The sequence below is a fragment of the Arthrobacter sp. B1805 genome, assembly GCF_002929745.1.
Taxonomy (GTDB): domain Bacteria; phylum Actinomycetota; class Actinomycetes; order Actinomycetales; family Micrococcaceae; genus Arthrobacter_D.
Genome location: NZ_PJIQ01000004.1, coordinates 148,494 through 168,199, shown reverse-complemented (window position 1 = coordinate 168,199; position 19,706 = coordinate 148,494). Strand labels below are relative to the sequence as shown.

The 19,706-nt window shown below is 65.0% G+C and carries 21 protein-coding genes; 10 read left to right on the top strand and 11 right to left on the bottom strand.

Going from position 1 to position 19,706, the window contains the following annotated elements; all coding sequences use genetic code 11:
* Window positions 1-6: 6 nt before the first annotated feature.
* A complete protein-coding gene (locus CXQ96_RS06290; RefSeq protein WP_104117175.1) occupies window positions 7-1,104 on the top strand; it encodes a 4-hydroxy-3-methylbut-2-enyl diphosphate reductase in 1,098 nt (365 codons plus the stop codon).
* A gap of 14 nt (window positions 1,105-1,118) precedes the next feature.
* Here CXQ96_RS06290 and rmuC read toward each other — a convergent pair whose 3' ends face one another.
* The gene (rmuC, locus tag CXQ96_RS06285) at window positions 1,119-2,456 is read right to left on the bottom strand and encodes a DNA recombination protein RmuC (RefSeq protein ID WP_104117174.1); all 1,338 of its coding nucleotides are present in this window, start codon (window positions 2,454-2,456) and stop codon (window positions 1,119-1,121) included.
* An 84-nt stretch (window positions 2,457-2,540) separates the two neighbouring features.
* Between rmuC and ychF the strand changes: the two genes are divergently transcribed.
* The 3 genes from ychF (at window position 2,541) to CXQ96_RS06265 (ending at window position 5,453) form a co-directional block, all read left to right on the top strand.
* Complete coding sequence (gene ychF, locus CXQ96_RS06280; RefSeq protein ID WP_104117173.1) at window positions 2,541-3,626, top strand: redox-regulated ATPase YchF; 1,086 nt, start codon at window positions 2,541-2,543, stop codon at window positions 3,624-3,626.
* 282 nt (window positions 3,627-3,908) lie between these two features.
* Entirely contained in the window at window positions 3,909-4,226 is a 318-nt protein-coding gene (locus CXQ96_RS06275; protein WP_181036378.1) for a hypothetical protein, read from the top strand.
* Window positions 4,227-4,892: 666 nt separating this feature from the next.
* A complete protein-coding gene (locus tag CXQ96_RS06265; protein ID WP_104117171.1) occupies window positions 4,893-5,453 on the top strand; it encodes a hypothetical protein in 561 nt (186 codons plus the stop codon).
* Window positions 5,454-5,568: 115 nt separating this feature from the next.
* Here CXQ96_RS06265 and CXQ96_RS18810 read toward each other — a convergent pair whose 3' ends face one another.
* From CXQ96_RS18810 to CXQ96_RS06225, 8 genes are all read right to left on the bottom strand, one after another.
* Window positions 5,569-5,811: a hypothetical protein gene (locus CXQ96_RS18810; RefSeq protein ID WP_258058925.1), complete on the bottom strand. Its 243-nt coding sequence runs from the start codon at window positions 5,809-5,811 to the stop codon at window positions 5,569-5,571.
* A gap of 228 nt (window positions 5,812-6,039) precedes the next feature.
* Window positions 6,040-6,486, bottom strand: coding sequence for an acetyltransferase (locus tag CXQ96_RS18805; protein ID WP_104117169.1), 447 nt, complete (start codon window positions 6,484-6,486; stop codon window positions 6,040-6,042).
* 42 nt (window positions 6,487-6,528) lie between these two features.
* Entirely contained in the window at window positions 6,529-7,176 is a 648-nt protein-coding gene (locus CXQ96_RS06250; RefSeq protein ID WP_258058903.1) for a maleylpyruvate isomerase family mycothiol-dependent enzyme, read from the bottom strand.
* A gap of 212 nt (window positions 7,177-7,388) precedes the next feature.
* Window positions 7,389-7,904: a tetratricopeptide repeat protein gene (locus CXQ96_RS06245; RefSeq protein WP_104117168.1), complete on the bottom strand. Its 516-nt coding sequence runs from the start codon at window positions 7,902-7,904 to the stop codon at window positions 7,389-7,391.
* 96 nt (window positions 7,905-8,000) lie between these two features.
* Window positions 8,001-8,720 carry a hypothetical protein gene (locus CXQ96_RS06240; protein WP_104117167.1) on the bottom strand — a complete coding sequence of 240 codons (720 nt, stop codon included), beginning with the start codon at window positions 8,718-8,720 and terminating at the stop codon, window positions 8,001-8,003.
* Window positions 8,717-9,331 carry a signal peptidase I gene (locus tag CXQ96_RS06235; protein ID WP_258058902.1) on the bottom strand — a complete coding sequence of 205 codons (615 nt, stop codon included), beginning with the start codon at window positions 9,329-9,331 and terminating at the stop codon, window positions 8,717-8,719. Before CXQ96_RS06235 ends, CXQ96_RS06240 begins: the two co-directional genes overlap by 4 nt.
* Window positions 9,328-10,017 carry a SipW-dependent-type signal peptide-containing protein gene (locus CXQ96_RS06230; RefSeq protein WP_181036377.1) on the bottom strand — a complete coding sequence of 230 codons (690 nt, stop codon included), beginning with the start codon at window positions 10,015-10,017 and terminating at the stop codon, window positions 9,328-9,330. The genes CXQ96_RS06235 and CXQ96_RS06230 overlap by 4 nt, the downstream gene beginning before the upstream one ends.
* A gap of 2 nt (window positions 10,018-10,019) precedes the next feature.
* Window positions 10,020-10,613, bottom strand: a complete 594-nt coding sequence (locus CXQ96_RS06225) for a SipW-dependent-type signal peptide-containing protein (RefSeq protein ID WP_104117165.1) — start codon at window positions 10,611-10,613, stop codon at window positions 10,020-10,022.
* Window positions 10,614-10,800: 187 nt separating this feature from the next.
* On the opposite strand from CXQ96_RS06225, the gene CXQ96_RS06220 reads away from it, so the two are divergent.
* The 3 genes from CXQ96_RS06220 to CXQ96_RS06210 all read left to right on the top strand — a co-directional run bounded on the left by CXQ96_RS06220 (window position 10,801) and on the right by CXQ96_RS06210 (window position 13,666).
* Complete coding sequence (locus tag CXQ96_RS06220; RefSeq protein ID WP_104117164.1) at window positions 10,801-11,379, top strand: hypothetical protein; 579 nt, start codon at window positions 10,801-10,803, stop codon at window positions 11,377-11,379.
* A gap of 109 nt (window positions 11,380-11,488) precedes the next feature.
* A complete protein-coding gene (locus CXQ96_RS06215; RefSeq protein ID WP_146070833.1) occupies window positions 11,489-11,845 on the top strand; it encodes an META domain-containing protein in 357 nt (118 codons plus the stop codon).
* A gap of 402 nt (window positions 11,846-12,247) precedes the next feature.
* Window positions 12,248-13,666 carry a glycosyltransferase family 39 protein gene (locus CXQ96_RS06210; RefSeq protein ID WP_104117162.1) on the top strand — a complete coding sequence of 473 codons (1,419 nt, stop codon included), beginning with the start codon at window positions 12,248-12,250 and terminating at the stop codon, window positions 13,664-13,666.
* A 77-nt stretch (window positions 13,667-13,743) separates the two neighbouring features.
* Here the strand turns inward: CXQ96_RS06210 and CXQ96_RS06205 are convergent, their stop codons facing one another.
* A complete protein-coding gene (locus tag CXQ96_RS06205; protein ID WP_104117161.1) occupies window positions 13,744-14,058 on the bottom strand; it encodes a hypothetical protein in 315 nt (104 codons plus the stop codon).
* Window positions 14,059-14,426: 368 nt separating this feature from the next.
* On the opposite strand from CXQ96_RS06205, the gene CXQ96_RS06200 reads away from it, so the two are divergent.
* The 3 genes from CXQ96_RS06200 (at window position 14,427) to CXQ96_RS06190 (ending at window position 19,029) form a co-directional block, all read left to right on the top strand.
* On the top strand, window positions 14,427-16,223 hold the full coding sequence (locus CXQ96_RS06200) for an ABC transporter family substrate-binding protein (RefSeq protein WP_104117160.1): 1,797 nt from the start codon (window positions 14,427-14,429) through the stop codon (window positions 16,221-16,223).
* Between the two features lie 233 nt (window positions 16,224-16,456).
* Window positions 16,457-17,998, top strand: coding sequence for an ABC transporter permease (locus CXQ96_RS06195; protein ID WP_104117159.1), 1,542 nt, complete (start codon window positions 16,457-16,459; stop codon window positions 17,996-17,998).
* A complete protein-coding gene (locus CXQ96_RS06190; RefSeq protein ID WP_104117158.1) occupies window positions 17,995-19,029 on the top strand; it encodes an ABC transporter permease in 1,035 nt (344 codons plus the stop codon). The genes CXQ96_RS06195 and CXQ96_RS06190 overlap by 4 nt, the downstream gene beginning before the upstream one ends.
* Window positions 19,030-19,037: 8 nt before the next feature.
* On the opposite strand, the gene CXQ96_RS06185 is transcribed toward CXQ96_RS06190, so the two are convergent.
* Window positions 19,038-19,664, bottom strand: coding sequence for a PH domain-containing protein (locus CXQ96_RS06185; protein WP_104117157.1), 627 nt, complete (start codon window positions 19,662-19,664; stop codon window positions 19,038-19,040).
* Between the last annotated feature and the right edge of the window lie 42 nt (window positions 19,665-19,706).

Here is a 19,706-nt window from a genome sequence, read left to right as displayed (position 1 = left end):
TGGGATATGACCAGTACCACCGTTCAGGTCCCCATGCCCACCATTCCGCGCAGGCGTCGCTCTCCCGAGGACGTGCTGGCAGCAGCGCCGGTCCTGGGTGAGAAAAAGGTACTGCTCGCTGCCCCCCGCGGATACTGTGCCGGCGTGGACCGCGCGGTCATCGCCGTCGAGAAGGCCCTCGAGCACTACGGCCCGCCGGTGTACGTGCGCAAGCAGATCGTGCACAACCTGCACGTCGTCTCGACGCTCGAGGCGAAGGGTGCCATCTTCGTCGAGGAAACCGACGAGGTTCCCGAGGGAGCGCTCGTGGTCTTCTCGGCGCACGGTGTCTCACCCGCAGTCGTGCAGTCCGCCGAGGACAGGGGACTGCGCACGATCGACGCCACCTGCCCGCTCGTCACCAAGGTGCACAAGGAGGCGCAGCGGTTCGCCCGCGACGACTTCGACATCCTCCTGATCGGCCACGAAGGCCATGAGGAAGTAGAGGGCACGGCGGGAGAGGCTCCGGACCACATCCAGATCGTCAATGGTCCTGAGGACGTCGACAAGGTCCAGGTCCGCGATCCGGAGCGGCTCATCTGGCTGTCGCAGACCACGCTCAGTGTGGACGAGACGATGCTGACCGTGAACCTGCTCAAGGAACGCTTCCCGACACTGCAGGACCCACCCAGCGACGACATTTGCTACGCCACGTCGAACCGCCAGGCAGCGATCAAGAAGATCGCACCACAGACCGACCTCGTCATCGTCGTGGGTTCTGCGAACTCCTCGAATTCCGTGCGCCTCGTCGAGGTGGCGCTGGAGTACGGGGCGAAAGCAGCGCATCGCGTCGATTTCGCGAACGAGGTGAATGAGTCCTGGTTCGAGGGCGTGCGCACGGTCGGTATCTCCTCCGGTGCATCCGTACCCGAGAACCTCGTGCAGGACGTGCTCCGGCTGCTCGCCGAGTACGGCTATGGAGAGGTCGAGGAGGTCGTGACGGCGCAGGAGGACATCATCTTCTCCCTGCCCAAGGAGATCCGCGCAGCGCTGAAGGCCATGGGCGATTCGTCGCAGGGCCGCGGGGGTCGCGGCCAGCGGCAGGACCGTACGGCACTGAACTGACCGCAGTGCTGCGGCTAGCCGTCAGTGCCGTCGAGGAGCTCGTGGGCGGTGAGTGAGCGGGGCGTGGCATCGATGGCAGCTCCCGAGTAACCGGGCGATGCCGGGCTGCCGGCCCTTTGAGCGCGAGCTGCGCCGAGCAGACTGACGTCGGCGCCCTGCGAGTCGTGCAGGCCGTCCGTTCCCCCGACCGCAGCGTCGACGACGTCCAGCGATGCGGAGTCAAAGGCACCGATACGGCGCGCGGTGGGCAGGACCCTCGATTCGAGTGCCCCTACGAACGAGTTGTAACGCTCGACGGACGTCTTCAGCGAGGCCCCGAGCCGGGTGACGTGTCCGCCCATCGTGCCGAGGCGCTCGTACAGCTGCTTGGACAGATCGAAGAGCTCGCGGGCATTGTCGGTGAGGACGGCCTGGCGCCAGCTGAAGGCAGCGCCCTTGAGGATGCCGAGCAGGGACACCGGTGAGGCGAGCGCGACGTTCCGGCTGAAGGCGTAGTCCAGCAGTTCGGGGTCCGCTCGCAGAGCTTCCGAGAGGACGGACTCGACAGGGATGAAGCAGATGACCAGCTCCGGCGAATTGGCCACGCCCTCCCAGTACTTCTTGCGGGCCAGCGCGTCGATGTGCGCGCGGAGAGCCTTTCCATGCTGCCGCAGCAGTTCGTCCCGGCGGAACTCCGTGCCGCCGTCGGCCTGAGCCTGCCCTTCGGCCGTTCCCTGCAGCTCCTGCGCGGCGAGGAACGCCGTCAAGGGTACTTTCGCATCGATGACGAGCTGCTTGTCGCCCGGGAGCTGGACCACCATGTCCGGGCGTGCGCGCTCGCCGTCACTACCCGTCGGAATCGAGACCTGCTCCAGGAAGTCGACACGGGAGAGCATGCCTGCCGCCTCGACCACCCGCCGCAACTGGACCTCGCCCCACTGGCCGCGCGCACTGTTGCTACGCAGCGCGCCGGCCAGCGAGTGGGTCGTCGCCAGGAGGCGCGCGTCGGCCTCGCGCGACTCCTCGAGCTGCCGCGCAAGCTGTCCGTACTGCTCCACGCGATCACGTTCGAGAAGGCCCACCTGCCGTTGCACCTGCGTCAATTTCTCTGCTACCGGAGCCAGGGCGCGCAGGACGTCGTTGTCCGTCGAGGTCTTACCGGACAACTCACGGTTGTGCTGCTGCAGGATATCGCGCTGGGCCACTGCTGCCGCGAGGTCCGTCGTCGTGCTCCCCAGGCGCGCTGCGGCGTCGTCGAGCTCGGAGCGGAGCTCGTCCGCACGATGCCGCAGTGGGCGCGCCACCAGGAACGCGCCGAGTGCGCACCCGAGGACGAAGGCGAGGAGGACGAGAAGAAGCGTGGTGGTGCTCATGCCCACACTGTTGCAGCACCCTCCGACATTCAGGGGTGGCGACACCGCGAAGCGGGTCCTCCCTGCCCGGTAGACTTGTCTCCCGTGGCTCTTACTATCGGCATCGTCGGACTGCCCAACGTCGGCAAATCAACCCTCTTCAACGCGCTGACGCGCAACAACGTGCTGGCCGCGAACTATCCGTTCGCGACCATCGAGCCAAACGTCGGTGTGGTCAACCTGCCCGATTCACGCCTTGCGAAGCTCGCCGAGGTCTTCAGTTCGCAGCGCATCCTGCCGGCAACCGTGTCCTTCGTCGACATCGCAGGCATCGTCAAGGGCGCGTCCGAGGGGGAGGGGCTCGGCAACCAGTTCCTCGCGAACATCCGTGAGGCCGAAGCCATCGCCCAGGTCATCCGCGTGTTCGATGATCCCGATGTCATCCACGTGGACGGCAAGGTCGATCCGCGGTCGGACATGGAGACCATCAACACCGAACTGATCCTCGCCGACCTGCAGACGCTCGAGAAGGCCATCCCTCGCGTCGAGAAGGAAGTGAAGATCAAGAAGCGCGAAGCGGCGCAGCTCAGCGCGATGCAGGCGGCGCAATCCGTCCTGGAACGCGGGGACACGATCTTCTCGTCCGTAGCGAGCGACAAGCTCGAGATGGAGCACCTTCGTGAGTTGAGCCTGCTCACGGCCAAGCCGTTCATCTACGTCTTCAACGTCGACGACGCCGTTCTCGGCAATCCGCAGCGTCAGGCGGAGTTGCGCGAGCTCGTGGCGCCCGCCGACGCCATCTTCCTCGATGCCAAACTCGAAGCCGACCTCGTGGAACTCGACGAGGCGGAGGCTCGCGAAATGCTCGAGATGAACGGCCAGGAGGAGTCCGGCCTCGACCAGCTGGCGCGCGTCGGTTTCCACACCCTCGGGTTGCAGACCTACCTCACGGCGGGCCCCAAGGAGAGCCGCGCGTGGACGATCAGGAAGGGTGCAACGGCGCCTGAGGCCGCGGGCGTCATCCACTCCGACTTCCAGCGCGGCTTCATCAAGGCCGAGGTGGTGTCCTTCGACGACCTGGTCGATGCCGGCTCGATGAGCGAGGCGAAGTCACGGGGCAAGGTCCGGATCGAGGGCAAGGAGTACGTCATGTCCGACGGCGACGTGGTGGAGTTCCGCTTCAATGTGTGAGTCGGCGTGATTGCTTCCGTTCTGAGGTAATCCCGCGGAATCGTGATTTGTCGTAACTCGAAGATTTCAGCGGGACCGCACTGCTGAATACCCAGCTGAGAGATCGAAGTGCTCTGCCTCGGTGAATGTCCTTGTGCCAGGAGGCGACGAACCGGCACCGATGCTGGTCCCCTGAATATCATCCCAAGGGCTGTTTCGGTGCCGGCTCGTTGCTGCTGGGCTGTGAGGGGCAATCCCCGCACAGCACCCGTGCAACCTCATCGAGCCGACAGGAGTCTGACCGTGGACCTATCTGGTGCACTGATCTTCGCCTTCATTTTGGTGGCGGCGGTGGTTATCGTCCTCGCATTGCTGGCGATCGCCCGAAGATCCTCACCGAAGACGAGCCAGGGTAACCAGGAGGCGAGCAGGCGTACGGCGAGAGCCGCAAGTCAGCCCGACAGCGGGGGCGGATCCTCCGCGGCTGTCCTGGGTGGGGCAGCGCTCATGGGCGGTCACGAGTCGCACCCTGGCGGGGGCCCTTCCGGCGGCGACTCATCCTCATCCTCGGGTGGGGGAGGCTTCGACGGTGGGGGCGGCGCTGGCGGCGGGGGAGAGTAGGCATGGAGGACACGACGTTGGCGTGTCTGGCCTCGGCCGGCAGCTGTGGCATCATCGGCCTCTCCGGCGGGCTGGCTTCAGGTAGAACTCCGATGTTGGTCTTCCTCATCCTCGGGGTGGTTTCGGGTGCGATAGCTTTCGCTACCTGGACGCAGGAGGAGAAGCCTGTTGCACCGGAGGTTCATTGAAGCCGTCCGAGACTCCAGCTTCCGCGGACTACCGCCCAAGTCCCTGTCCAGCGGTTCGAGGGCTCAGTGACGAACCCGAGCTCTTCCTCGCCCGGGTTCAGGCCGTGAAGATCGACGTATCCGACCAACCCCGCTGTCGACGTCTTAGCGGCCAGACGGGTCAGTTCGGCGGGGGGGATCCTCGACCTGGCGGACCAAGAAAGCGTGCAACGCCGTATGGGAGGTCGCGCTCCATCCCGCATGAAAGCAGAAGAGGCGGTCCTTACCCCATCCGGCAAGAACACCTGCCCCTCGCGCCGTAGGGGCCGTAGATGCAGGGCAGCCGCGCTCAAGTCCTCGACCTGTCGCCCGGCCCGACGTATCGCCCGCTAATGGCCAGGCTGTGGCTCAGCCAGGACGTGAGGAATCCAGTCGTCGTCGAGCTCACAGTAACGCCGAGCCAGTTCGACACCGCGGCGCGAACTGACAGAATCTGACTATGGACATCTCTGCAGCTCAGACGGACATTCGGCGCGTTTACAGACGCGGTTCGGTCGGACAGATCGTGACGGCACTGATGTGGGCTGCTTCGGCAGCTGCCGCCTCGAGCGGGCTCGCTGGTATCGCTCCGTTCGTCCTGTTCGTCGGCGGGATGCTCATCTTCCCGCTCACGACCCTCGGTCTCGGCCTCCTCGGTGGGCCCTCCGCGTTGCCGGCTGGACACCCGATGTCAGCGCTGGCTTTCCAGACTGCAATGCAGGTGCCCCTGGGATTCCTTGTGGCCCTGACGCTTGCTGCGTTCGACGCGGACCTCTTCTTCCCTGCAGCAATGGTGCTCGTCGGGGCGCACTACCTGCCGTTCGTCTTCCTCTACGGCATGCGCTCGTTCCTGCTGTTGGCGATTCCGATGATCGTCACCGGCGTAGCCGTCGGACTGCTGTTCCCCTCGTCCTCCGTCATCGGAGCGTGGTTCACCGTGGTGCTGCTCGCCTCCTTCGGCGTCAAGGAATTCACCCGTGATCGTCGGGTCAGTGCGCACCAACGGGTCGCAACTCGTTAGCCTGCCACCCAGGTCATCACGCACGCTACGTAGCTTCCCATACCGAACCACCCCTACTGCTTGAGCGCAGCCGGAACCTTCCTCCGGTAGCCCTAACCATCATCGTGAAGTCCTCTCACCTGACGTCCACAGATGTCTCCGTGGCCGCGGCGAGGTGCCGTAGCTGGTGGGACTGCCCGTATGCGAGCCCGGCGAAGAACACGGCGAAGAATGCGCTCAGGGGAACCAGCTCCGGCGAGGACTGTCCGGACGACACGAAGGGCAGGACGAGCGTGGTGATAGCCAGCAGCGCACTGAAGCCCCAGAAGATCTTGATCACCAGGGGGTTCACCCGGATGGACTGCCGGACCTGGTACATGTGTCGGGCAGTCTTCGGGGCCGTCTTCGCATAGCGCTTGGGCAGGGTGATCAGCCAGAACAGCAGCGTCAGCGCCGGTCATTACCCTTCCGGGACCGCGCCGACACGCCGCGCCGACACGCCGTGCCGGCACCCCAACGACCAGTGCCCCCGCGGGAACATTCCTCGTGACGATTGCACCCCCTCCCACTACAGCCCCATCGCCGACGGTCACCCCGGGCAGGACCGTCACGTTGGCCCCGAACCACACACCCTTATCACGACGCGAGCCGGGTGCATGTCTGCTCGTCGGCCAGGCGCCATATCGTGATTCAAGGTCGTAATCACCGCATTGTGGCCGATAAGGGACCTGTCACCGATGTCGATGCCCCCCTGGTCCTGAAATCGGCAGCCGCTGTTGACGAACACCTCCGCGCCGAAGCGGATGTTCCTGCCGAAGTCAGCGCTGAACGGCGGGAAAAGTTGAAAGGACTCCGGGACCTCGCGCCCGGTCAGTTCGCCCATCAGGGCCCTCACCTCCATGGGGGAGTGGTACCGTCCGTTGAGCTCGGCGGTGATGCGCAGGGACTCCTGGCTCACGGCGTGCATGGCCTCATGGTGCGCCGAACCTCCGGGGATTGTCTCCCCGGCGTTGAGAGCGGCCAGGAGTTCGTCGAGACCTCGAATGTCGGCCATGCGCCCACGATATCGTGCCGTTGACGCTCAGGTTTGTTCGTATCATAGGGTCAAGCGGCTCCGGAGAAGCGCTAGGCCGGGCCCTCGGAGGTCGCAAAGGGCGGCCGGCCGTCCGGACGCCGCAAGTAGAAGCGACAGCGCCGGCCCCGCAATCACCTGGCCCGAGCCGATCGTGAATCCCTCGTCGGTCGCGGTGAGTTCCAGGCCGCTCAGCCGCTTCTTCCCACCTGACAGGCGGTCTTGGGCTAAGTAGGCCACAGCCTCTCGCAGCTTCGACGGCAGGGCTGCGTGTTCTATACCGAGCGGGCGCCTTATGTCCTCGCCGTGCACGACGATTTCGATGAGACGAGTGATGAAGGGCCCGGGAGGGGTTCTGGTGCTGGTGATGGTGGACTTGAATCGCTGGAGGGTCTCGGCAGGAGTGGGAGCTCGTTCGGTTTCTACCTCCCGGGCATTTGCGCGGTCGAAGTCGAAGCCCGACCTGATGAGGGACAGCCAGAAGCTGCGGCGGGTGGTCTTTGCTGAACCTGTCAGGTGCGCGACGACGTCGTGAACGTCCCAGCCTTGGCATAGCGAGGGCGTCGCCCACTGCGCATCCGTCAGCGATGCCAGATCATCTGCAAGGGCCTGCCGTTCCTGGTGCACTGTCTGCCAATCGCTGATCATTTTCATCCTTTTCTTGTGCTGCATACCACCACTCGGTAGACGCGGTTGGACCCTCGAAGTCATCGATCAACCCACTACGACTGACGATGGCGCGGTTCCGCTGCGCGAGGTGATGCAGGTGTTGCGTGCGAGTCACGGGGTTGGCAGGACTGCTGCACGGATGACGTCACGCAAGATCGGGCAGGCAAGATCCGAGCGACCCTGAGCATCTGTGGTCGTCCCGGCTGGGGGATCCCTTACCTGGGCTCCCCGCTTTGGGGCTTCGTGGCGGTGCTTGGCAGTTCTGTCACGTAAGCGGTGAGGGACTGCTTGTAGCCATCGAGGGTCGGAATGAGGGCGAGGAGCGCGGTCTTCAGTGCGTCGCCGTGTCTGCCTTCGTCATGCAGCGCCAGGGCGAGGAAGGCCTGGCGCGCCCCTTCGTCGATGCCGCCATCCGGCATGGATTCGAGGATCGTCAGAGCCTCGGCGGACGCGCCTACGTTGCGCAGGCTACTCGCGAGTTGGATGGACGCCCGTAGCGCGCTCGTGCCCTTCAGCCCTGCTGCGATGGCTCGCCTGTACAGCGGGATCGCTTCGTTCTCGAAACCCAGGGCATCGTGCACACCGGCCAACTCGAACAAGGCCTCTGCATCATCCTCGGGACGCTCGGCGAGCAGCTCGCCCATCTTCGCGATGGAGCCCTGCGGATCGTCGTCGTCGAAGTCCTGCTCGTAGAAGCGATCGATCTTCTGCTGCCACGCTGTGCCGGTCATCCCACCAGCCTTCCATGTCACCGTGGTACGTCCATACCGTGGAACTGATGCCGGAGCGAACCAATGGGGCGCATCCAGATTCGGGGGCAGAGCAAGCTAGGCAGCTCCGCCGCTGGTCCGCCGTGCCACTCCGGACACCAGGAGGCCGATGATGACTGCGGCCACGCCCAGCCCCGCGTAACCCAGAATGGTTGCGCCTGTCTCGGCCAAAGGGGAACGGTTCCCTGGTCGAGCCTGACCGGCAGCTGCCCCGTCGAGCACCCGCTCAGGTGCTGTTCCCGGTGGCGTGTCCATTCCGGTGGCAACGGCCGCGAGATGAATGGTGGCAGGCTCGTGGTCGGCCGAGACGTCAGTGTCCTCGGCAAGGGTGACGTTGACTCGTACATACAGGGGACCGGGAAGGTCCTCGGTGACCGGACGGAGCACGGTCGCCTCTGACGCTGCTATGTCGGTGAAAGGAATCACTGGCAGCAACTCGACGGTTGTGCCCGGACAGCCAGAGGGGTTGAAAGCCACGGAGCACGCGCTGGCTTGCACCGCGAGGTCCTGCATGAGCAGCGAACTGGCATTCGGCGGCGTATCGAGATCCAGTACGAGCTCGTCGACGAGATGCGGAACGAAGGTCACGAGCACATCCCAGGACGATGTCTCGCCAGGGGTAAGGCGCACGGTGTCTGCCGAGTACTCGAGGTCGAGCAGGTTTGGTCCGGTGGTGGTGGCTGGTATCTCCGCTGGCACAGCAGCCGCAGGCGCAGCGGAGAAGGCAAGTGCGCAAGCCGCGAGCGACAGTCCTTGTCCGAGGGCGAAACGCCTCACGCGCTGCGCCCGTTGTGTTCGCCGCGGGCACTGCGGCGTCCGTGCCTGCCGTTCTTGTCCGACGTCGGCCAGCTGCTCCAGGTCACGAGCGCAGCGACAGCGAGCGTGATGCCGCCGAGCACCGGAGGGTTCGACATCGCGATGATGACCGGAGCCAGACCGGGAACCGAGAACAGGACTTCGCGCACGGTATCGACCCTGTACGGCGCCGGGTCCTCGACGTCGTTCGCGTCACCCTTCATGGTGATGATCCGCGTGGGTCCGCCGGTATCGGTCACGCTGGTGACCCGATGCGTGATCGGCAGCGCTCCCGGTCGGTCGACGGTGATGATGTCGCCGATGGAGATGCCGGCCGCTGGCATCTCACGGACGACGGCGACTGATCCTGCCGGAATGGTCGGGCTCATCGAGCCGGTCCTGAACATCATCAGCGTGATGTCGAAGACAAGCGCTGCCACCACAAGCAGGATGCACACTGCGCCACCGATAGCGGCAAGATTCATCAGCAACTCGCGGATGACGGCGGCGGGGGAGTGTCGCTTCCTCAGGGGAGCTGATGCATCGGCGGAACCGAGGGGAGCAATCACGGCAGGGTTAGGCGTCCCGCTCACGGTGCTGTCGAAACCGCGGAGAACTGCCAGATCGCCGACGCTGACTTCCCCTGCAGTGCGTTGGCTGCTCCAGGGGGAAGCGAGACCTCGAAGCAGAACCTGGTGCTGGCACCGGGGGCTGTCGGTGTAGCTGGAGCCAGGCTGTTCACCACACCGGCATTCTGGCCGGTAGTCAAGGGTCGGCCCGCAGTCGCAGAGCCGACCACGAACACGGCACCGGATGCGAATACGGCAGCAGAGCAGGTTTCCGAGCGCACGACGCGGTACACCAGGGCATCGCCGAGCAGAGGTGCGGCAGTCCCTGGGGGATTGGTGACTGCCGCAGGTCCCAGGGACGCCGTGCCCGCCAGCGAACCAGTCCGGGTGCGCAGGGCGATCGGCGCATAGGCAGTACTGCCGGGGTACATTCCTGTGGCGTTGAAGGAAAGCGTCGCACCGGGAGCTGTTTCGTTGATGGTCCAGGGGCCATCGGCCGAGTACGGGCTCGAGGTGGTCGATTCGATCGAGAAGGAACTCGCTGCGAAGGAGCCGGAGGCGTACTCGGTGTCCGTCCAGGAGGCGAGGGTCAATGATCCGCCGACTCCGAGCACCAGCGCCCCGGCCAGTACCGCGCGGATTCGGGCCAGGGACTTCGGTCGAGCTGCGCGTGTTGCTCGTGCGGGCCGTCGGACGCTGTGCGCGCCCACGGCTAGGAGAGGGACTCTGCTGCGAATTCCCAGGTAGCGCTGCCGCTGATGCCCTGGGCGATGTCACCCGCGGTGACCTTGAAGCAGAGGTTGGCCGGCGCAAGCGCGGTCCCGGTCGCTTCCTCGAGGCTGAAGGTGACGCCTGCGGGCACAGTACCCAGAGCGGTGCCCGCCGGGACCAGGGCGGTTCCCGTCGTGGTCGCCGTGCAGCCGAAGCCGGTCGTCTGAAGCAGCTCGTAGGTGAGGTCCTTGAGGCTTCCGGCCAGGGCCTCGGAAGACACGGTGACGGTTGCCCCATAGGAGGTGGTCCCATCCAAGGCAACGGCGAATGGCGCGTAGACGACGTCGTTCGGTGTCAGTTCGTCCGCATCGACGACGAAACCGAGGTCGGCCGCGTCGGTTGCTGTTGCGTGGTCGGTGAAGTTCGTCCCGTCGGTGCTGCCGACGAGGTTGAACTGTCCGCCGGCGAAGCTACCAGTCGCGAATTCCGAGTCGTTCCAGGCTGCCAGCGTCACAGCAGCACCGACCCCGAGGACCAGGCCTCCTGCCAGGACGGCGCGGACGCGGCGGCGCTTCAACTGCGGAACATCGTTCATGGTGGATCCCCCTGTAATGAGTCGCTCCGGCTAGGACCGCCGGCGACGTAAACTATACCCAGTTGTCCCATTTCTCCGGTTTATGCTGAAAATCAATTTCTGTGCGAAATGGAATGTTCACACTGCGTTCATGTACCAGTCCCAAATCCTCGTGATGTGACGTCAAACGGTTCAGGAAGGAAGGCTGATGAGAGAGCACGATCCTGAGTTGCCTGGTATCGGTCAGGGGGCGCAGAATTTCCGGCTCCGTTCAGGCGTGTGGGCGGCGGTGCTGGTTGGGCTCCTGGTCCTGCCAACCGCCGGTACAGGCCTGCGCGCCGGGATGACCGATGCTGCGTGGCATCAGAACCAGGTCACTGCCGGATCATTCACAGCAATCGCCATCTCCCCGGCGCGACTTACTGCCCAGTGCCGATACTTTCCTGCCGTTCTCGGCATTGGTTCCCGGGTCGAGATGTACTGGGCGCTGCCGTCGGGATACCAGCTCTCAGAAAGCCAGTTGTGGGCATCGACCTCGGGCCTTGGGTCTGCGTTGGCGCCCCTCACCGGCTACAACCTCGCGCAGAACACCCGTCCTGCCGCTACGCCGGGACAGTACGTCACGACGGTTCCAACGAATCTCCTGGGCGGACTTCTCGGCTTGGGAACCGAGCTAGAGCTGTCGATTGTCATGAGCAGGCACGGATGGACCTCCACACCCGTCTCCACGGTGACCAACCCGGGTCTGGTTGCCGGCCTCGGCGGCAACTGTCGGAACGTTATCTGAGGAGATGCGCGACGTGCTCGCAGGTGCTGCTCGACGGTCGTTCAGGGTGATGTCAGCGCTGCTGTCCGCCGCTCTGCTGAGCGGATGCGCAACACCTGAGGCAACTCCCTTGAACGGGATCCAGTTCGTGGCAGTGTCGGGCTCAGGCACTGCCGGCCAACTCGCGTGGCTGACGACTGACCGCGTCACCTGGTGGGTGGGCACCCGTGACAACCGCCGCGTCGTCCGCGTCGGGACCCCCTGCGCGGGATTCGAGGCCGGAGTTGAGGTCACGGACGAGCAGATGACGATCGACCGCTCAACCATGCAGATAGCAGCTGTCGCCTGCGACTCTCCGCAGCACGAGTACGACGCGTGGATCCACAATTTTGCCGAACTTCCGATCAGCTACACCCTGGACGGCACGACACTCACCCTCTCGAATGACAGGGGTTCGCTCGTCCTGGAGCCCGTGACCGGTGACTGAGCAGGAGGACCCGCCGGCGTGGACCCCTTCTTATATACGGCGGGGCAGGGGACGAAATATACGGCGGGGCAGGGGACGAAGGCGTGTCCCCCGTATATAAGGAGTGGCTGGTGCTGCGATGTGGATGGCAACGGGTCGCAAGCACCGCCCGTCGTGGAGCGATCGTTGCCGATGCCCCGTCCTGGAGGGAGCGCGGACGTGATCGGCCCTGCCACGTCGGGGAGCTCGAGTCCAGCGACGCGGAGGAATGGTGGAGGGCCGAAGCGGATCATCTATAGTCGCGGGGTGACTTCGCAGCTTCCGGCCCGGCATTCCAAGGCAAGGTACCCCTCCCGAAGAGGGATTGGGAGGGGCGCTTCGTCGGGGTTTTCCGCTTCCGTCCGAAGCAGCCTCTTCCTGGGAGTGCTCGGTTTCCTGATCAGCTTCGCGGGTGCATGGATTCCTTCGCCGTGGCTGGATGAGGCAGCGACAGCCCACATCATCAGCTATCCCTTCGCCGACATGGCGGTCCTGTGGCAGCAGACCGACGCCGTGTTCGCTCCGTACTACGTCTTCATGAGCGCTTGGGTGAGCGTGACCGGGGTTACGCCGCTCTGGCTGCGGATGCCCAGCCTGCTGGCTGTGGGAGCAGGCACGGCTGCGATGGCAGCCGCGGGCCGTGCCGTCGGCGGTCGCAGGGCGCAACTGTTCTACGCCGCGGCGTTCGCCCTGTTGCCCCGCATGACCGCGATGGCAATCGAGGCCAGACCCTATGCGCTCACGTCGATGTTCATGGCATTCGCCCTGCTCGCGGTCGTCAAGCTCCGCGAGAGGAGTTCGATCGGGTACTGGCTACTGCTGGGGGCGTCGATGATCGGCGCCGTCGGCGCGCACCTCTTCGCCGCGCTGCCCGTCGTCGGCCTGGTGGCTGTCGCGCTCATCCTCTTCCAGGGGAAGTCCCGGCTGGCACTGCTCGTGACCTCGGTAGTGGCGGGGCTCGTGTGCCTCCCGCTCGCCCTCGCCGCGCTTCCGCAGCAGTCCCAGGTGAGCTGGATCGGGGACGGAGGGTACAATATCGCCGACCAGGCGCTGGTGGAGTCCTGGTTCACCTCGCGCTGGAACATCGAGCCCGCCGGTTCCGAGGTGCCGCTGCAGTACGTCGCAGTCGCGGTGGCCGGTCTGGCCGCGGTGGCCATTGCACTCGCGGTGATCATCGGCCGTCCGCTGCCGAAGGACCGCCTGCTCATGGCCGCGGTGCCGCCGGCGCTGGCCGTCGCCGTTCTGTGGGGCATCTCAATCGCGCATGAACCCATGCTGCTGGGCCGCTACTTCACGTCGTCGTCGCCGTTCGTCGCGATGCTGCTGGCGGAGTGCATCATGGTGCTCCGGCCTTACGCCAAGCAGATCCTGGCGTCGCTACTGGTCGCAGGATGCATCGTCCTCATCGTGGCCCAGCGCCAGCCGTACGCGAAGATTCCCGGCTACGACTACTCCTTCATCGCCTCGGCCCTGCACGACCAGGCGGAGAACGGGGACGGCCTACTGATCGAACCGGGTGTCGGTTCCATCGACTCCGCCCGCAACGCCGTCGACCTGTACCCGCAGGAGTTCGATCGGCTGGTGGACATAGCCCAGCCCGAACGCCCGCCGCTCGGCTGGGTGTTCGCCTCGGATCCTCCGGTGGTCGACATCGCGGAACGCGCCGTACCGCGGCGTGTCTGGCTTGTGGCCAAGAACGAGCAGGACAGCGCCTATGCTGCCCAGCTCAACAACCTGGGGTTCCGTCCGACGTCGTCCTCGAGCGGCCCTGCGCACACCGTCACCCTGTGGACGCAGCCCTGACGTAGGCCCTCGTCCGGCAGGAGCGCCGCGTCGCTCCTGCCGACATGGACGCCTGCCGACATGGACGCCGGCGAGGGTCACCACATGCGGCTGTTGGTCTCCGACACGAACCCCCGCCCGTCCGAGAACCAGTGGATGGTCGGACTGTTCCGCGCCGTCGGCGTCGTGAGATCGGAGAACAGATCCGCGTTGAACCGGTTGCTGAGCTCCGGGGACGTCAGGGCGGTCTCCTTCGTAATGACGAACACCGGGCCCTTCAAGCCTCTGCTCTGGATCGACAGGTGCACTTCGGCGTGCTGGTCGAGCCGGGCCTTGATCGCCCCGATCGCAGCCTGCACGTCTGCGTCGTCGTCCCAGATCGCCGCGTGCCTGTCCACGAAAAGCCAAGCCATGGTGCTCCTCGCCTGCCCTGCGGGTTCCGCCGCGGACCAGGTGCGGTCAGCGGCACTCCGGCCGCACCAGCGGGCGGCCGGGTCTCTTAACGAAACACCGCGCGGCGCCCCTGATCAAGCGCTGATTCCAGCGCAGGGCTGGTCGGACGGCGCCACCGCCCGTACCGCTGGAGAGGACCTCGGAACGTTCGGTGAACTTTGGTTGCAGCTCGATAACAACACCGAACCGGCGTGGCATTGGATACCTATTGGTAACAAAGTGCACTTAGGCTTTTGCTCACGTGAGTAGCGTCACCCTTTTGGGTTGCGTATCGGCTGTCATGCAAGACCGCGTGAAGCTGGATCCACACTATGAAATAGGAGGCGGAATGCGTTTCGGACGTACTTCCAAAGCTGTGGGGGTCGCTGCTGTAGCAGCGCTCGCATTGAGCGCCTGCGCTGCCAACACGGGTGCCGAGACACCCGAGGAAAGCGCTGAAGGCGAAGCAACGGGCGGAAACGTCCGTGTTGTCGAGGTCAACGGCTTCAGCTCGTTCAACTCGAACAGCTCAGAGGGCAACTCGGACATCAACGGCAGGATTGCCTATGCAACCCACTCCGGTTTCGTCTACATCAACAACGATCTCGAGGTGGTCGAGAACGAGGACTTCGGTTCGATGGAGGTCCTCTCCGAGGATCCCCTGAGCGTGAAGTACACAGTTAACGAGGGCGTTAACTGGTCCGACGGCGAGCCCGTGGACGGCGGCGACCTGCTGCTTTCGTGGGCCATCGGTTCAGGACACTTCAACGACGCGAAGACCGATGAAGCGGGTGAAGTCGTATCGGGTGCCACCTACTTCGACTACGCCGGCGACACCGGCGGACTCGGTCTCACCGAGCTTCCCGAGATCGGCGATGACGGCCGGTCCATCACCCTGAACTACTCGGAGCCCTTTGCCGACTACCAGGTAGCCTTCGGCCTCATGAGTGAGGGCGGCATCTCCACGCCCGCCCACGTCGTCGCCGAGAAGGGTGGCCTCGCTGATGAGGACGCGCTGATCGAACTCATTCAGACCTCGCCGGAGGGCGACCCCGAGAAGCCGGTGGAGCGCCCTGAACTCCAGGCGGTCGCCGACTTCTGGAACGCCGGTTTCGACACGAAGTCGCTGCCGAGCGATCCGTCGCTCTACCTGTCCAACGGCCCGTTCATCGCTTCGGCGATGACGCCGGACCAGTCCATGACGCTGACCCGCAACGAGGACTACAGTTGGGGCCCGATGCCGAAGGTGGACGAAATCACCGTCCGCTACATCGGCGAGGCACCGGCCCAGGTCCAGGCGCTTCAGAATGGCGAAGCGGACATCATCGCTCCGCAGGCGTCCGCTGACACCGTCGAGCAGCTGGAAGCCATCGAGGGCGTGACCGTTTCTCGCGGCAACGAGCTCTCCTACGACCACCTCGACCTGAACTTCAGCGGAGTCTTCGCCGAGGAGAGTGTCCGCGAAGCCTTCATGAAGACGGTGCCTCGCCAGCAGCTGGTCGAGACGATCGTCAAGAAGCTGAACCCCGACGCCGAGCCTCTCGACTCGCAGCTCTTCCTGACGGACCAGGAACCCTACGAGGAGTCGGCCGCCAACAACGGTTCGGAAGCCTACGCCGAGGTCGACATCGAGGGTGCGAAGGAGCTGCTCGCCGGAGCGACTCCAGAGGTCCGGATCATGTACAACCGTGACAACCCGAATCGCCTGAACTCCTACACGCTGATCGCGGAATCCGCCGCGAAGGCAGGATTCAAGGTCATCGACGGCGGTCTCGGTGCCTCTGACTGGAGCGCCGCTCTGGGCAACGGCACCTACGATGCCACCATCTTCGGCTGGATCAACTCGGGCGTCGGCGTGTCCGGCGTGCCGCAGATCTTCAAGACGGGCAACGGCTCGAACTTCAACGGGTTCTCCAGCCCCGAGGCCGACGAGCTCATGGACGAACTGATCGTGACGACCGATCCGGATGCGCAGGACGACCTGCAGATCCAGATCGACAAGCTGATCTGGGATTCCAAGTACGGACTGCCCCTGTTCCAGGTTCCCGGTGTCGACGCCTACAGCGACAACATCACCGGCATCGAATACATGCCGAACCAGACGGGCGTCTGGTGGAACTTCTGGGACTGGGAAGTCGTCCAGTAGTCCGTCACTGAGTAACGCACGTCAGTAGCAAAGAGGCGCCGGGACAGGGGAACTCGCCCGTTCCGGCGCCTCTCTTTGTGCAGGTCGCGGAAGGACGATGTTCCGCTTCGGCGCCATGGCGAGGACCCGCGGTGGCTGCCGGCCCCGGCGTTCCTCCGGCTACGGAGGCTGCACTACACTCTGCGATAGCACGGGAACACCCACCCGAAATCAAACATTGAGGTTCGAAATCTATGGTGACCTACATCGTTCGGCGTCTGGTGACGGCCGTCCTCATCCTGATCGGCGCGTCATTCGTCGTGTACCAGCTCACCGCCCTCTCGGGTGACCCGCTCGAGGACCTGCGCGCGAGCAACGCGCCGAACCGCGATCAGCTGATCCAGGCCCGGACGGAACTCCTCGACCTCAACACGCCGGCACCGCTCAGGTACTTCGGGTGGCTCGCCGGAGCGGCGAAGTGCCTCGTCCCGTTCGCGGCGACCTGCGATCTCGGCGCGAGCATCCAGGGCGAGGCGGTGACCACAGCGCTCGTGAGGGCCATGGGTAACACCATCACGCTCGTCACCACCGCAACGGTGCTTGCCATCATCATCGGCATCTCGCTCGGCATCATCACGGCACTGCGCCAGTACAGCGGACTCGATTACGGCGTGACGTTCATGTCGTTCCTGTTCTTTTCGCTGCCGATCTTCTGGCTGGCTGTCCTGCTGAAGGAATTCGGCGCCATCGGGTTCAACAACTTCCTCGCGAACCCGCAGATCCCGGGTTCGACGATCCTGGTCGTCGCGATAGCGAGCGGGCTCATCTGGGCGCTGTTCGCGAGCAGGTCCTGGCGGAGCAAAGGAATCGCTTTCGTCCTCGGCGCGGTCGTCGCCGCGGCGCTCCTGTTCGTCCTGGACCTTGTGGACTGGTTCACCCGGCCGGGCCTGGGACCCATCGTGATCCTTGTGACGGGTGTCGGTATCGCCTTCGGCATCGTGCTGCTCACCGCGGGTCTCCGCAACCGCAAGGCGCTGTACTCGTCGCTGATCATGGTGGCCATCGGCCTCGTCGCCTACTACGTCGTGAACCCGATCCTGAATGCGGCAACCGCCTGGATGATCGTCATCTTCGCGGTCATCACGGTTCTGGTGGGTGTCACGGTCGGATACTTCATGGGCGGCTACGACCGCGGCCAGAGCATGCGTGCGGCGGCCCTGACCGGGCTGCTGATGGGGCTCCTGATCGTCGTCGACCGCTTCATGGTCACCTGGCCCTCCTACGTCAACAACTCGCGTGTCCGCGGCAGGCCGATCGCGACGGTGGGGGCGGAGACGCCGGGCCTCGACGGCACGTTCTGGGTGAACGGCCTCGACACGTTCACGCACCTGCTGCTGCCAACGCTGGCCCTGCTCCTCGCATCCCTCGCCAGTTACAGCCGGTATTCGCGCGCCTCCATGCTGGAGATCATGAACATGGACTACATCCGCACCGCCCGGGCCAAGGGCCTGAGCGAGCGGACCGTCGTGATGCGGCACGCCTTCCGCAACGCGCTCATCCCCCTCGCGACCCTGGTGGCCTTCGACATCGGCGCCCTGATCGGCGGCGCGATCATCACAGAGCAGGTCTTCGCCTTCGCGGGGATGGGACAGCTCTTCGTCCAGGCGCTGCAGCGCACCGACCCGGATCCGATCATGGGCTTCTTCCTGGTGGCCGGCATCCTGGCGCTGGTCTTCAACCTGGTGGCCGACATCGTGTACTCGTTCCTCGATCCTCGCGTAAGGGTGAAAGCATGACCACTCAGACTCCCTCCGACCTTCCCGGCGGTGAGGCAGCGACCGTCACCGGTCCTACGCATCCGGCTCCCGAGGCCGAGGCGAAGGGCCTGTCGCAGGGCCAGATCGTCCGCAGGAAGTTCTTCGACAACACCGCCGCGATCGTCAGCCTTATCGTGTTCGTCGTCATCTTCGTACTGGCTTTCACCTCGGTGGGGTTCGCCGGGATTCCGGGCTGGTGGAAGTACAACCACACCGAGTTCGTCCCACTGCTCAACGGTGGTGCGCCGACCGTCACCGGACCGTTCAGTTGGGGAGAGCACCCGTTCGGGCAGGATTCGATCGGCCGTGACTACTTTGCGATGACGATGCGCGGAGCTCAGAACTCCATCATCATCATGTTCCTCATCGGAGCGCTAGCGTGCCTCGTGGGAGTGGTCATAGGTGCCAGCTCCGGCTACTTCCGCGGCTGGACCGAGGCCGTGCTGATGCGATTCACCGACGTCATCATCATCATCCCGCTCGTCCTCATCGCAGCGACGCTGGGTGAGTCCGTCAACCGCTTCGTCGGTAGCGGCGCGCAGGTGTGGCTGCTCGGCATCTTCCTCGGGCTGGTCGCCTGGACCGGTCTGGCACGCCTCGTGCGAGGCGAGTTCCTGACGCTGCGTGAGCGTGAGTTCGTGGATGCGGCGAAGATCGCCGGTGCGTCCAACGCACGCATCATCTTCAAGCACATCCTGCCGAATGCCGTCGGCGTCATCATCGTGAACACGACGCTGCTGATGTCCGCGGGCATCCTGCTCGAGACGGCGCTGAGCTACATCGGATTCGGTGTGAAGGCTCCCGATGTGTCCCTGGGCCTGATCATCAGCCAGAACCAGGAGGCGTTCCAGACGCGGCCCTGGTTGTTCTGGTTCCCCGGCCTGTTCATCGTGCTGATCTGCCTCTGCATCAATTTCATCGGCGACGGCCTGCGTGACGCCTTCGACCCTCGGCAGAAGAAATTCAACGCCAGCCGGGCGAAGGACGCAGAGAAGCCCGCAGCCGCGTGACCGGACCGCTAGGAGCCGAGAGTCAGCGACGCGGCAGCCGCCGAGGCCAGCAGCACCGCCACGGCGATGTGCGGCCAGTTCCACGCGCGGCGCGCACGGTCGGGGGAGTCGACGTCGATGGCGCCGGACTCCACCAGCTCCTGCCAGCGGGAACGCACGAGGTAGGCCGCCAGTCCCGAGTCCGTGTTCTTCAGGTCCCCCGGACGGATGGACCCGCCGGGGCCGTAGCTCGTGGACGGCAGGTTCGTCACGTGTTCGGGCTTGCCGGCATGGGTTCCCCAGACCCCGGGAGCGGGTGCGGCCCAGGCGGTGAACGAGCCTGTCGGCGTCACCAGCTTCAGGGCGTACCTCGTATCCACGTCGATCAGGGCGGCCCAGGGGACCCTGATGGTCGCCAGCGGGTTCCGCAGCGTCACGGCGTCGTCGGACAGGACGACGGCGGGATACCAGAAGAGCCACCAGCCGACATAGCCGATGCTTGCCAGCGGCCATCCCGCGAGCAGGCCGGCCGGACCCTCGGTGGCGAGGATCGACACAAGCCCGGCCAACGCGACGATGACCGCGATACCCGTGAACCAGACGCTGGTCCGCGGTTTGAAAACGGTGGCCCCGGCCACATCCCTCGAGCTTTCCATGGCTCAATAGTCCCAGCAGTGCGGCCGACCACGGCAATCCCG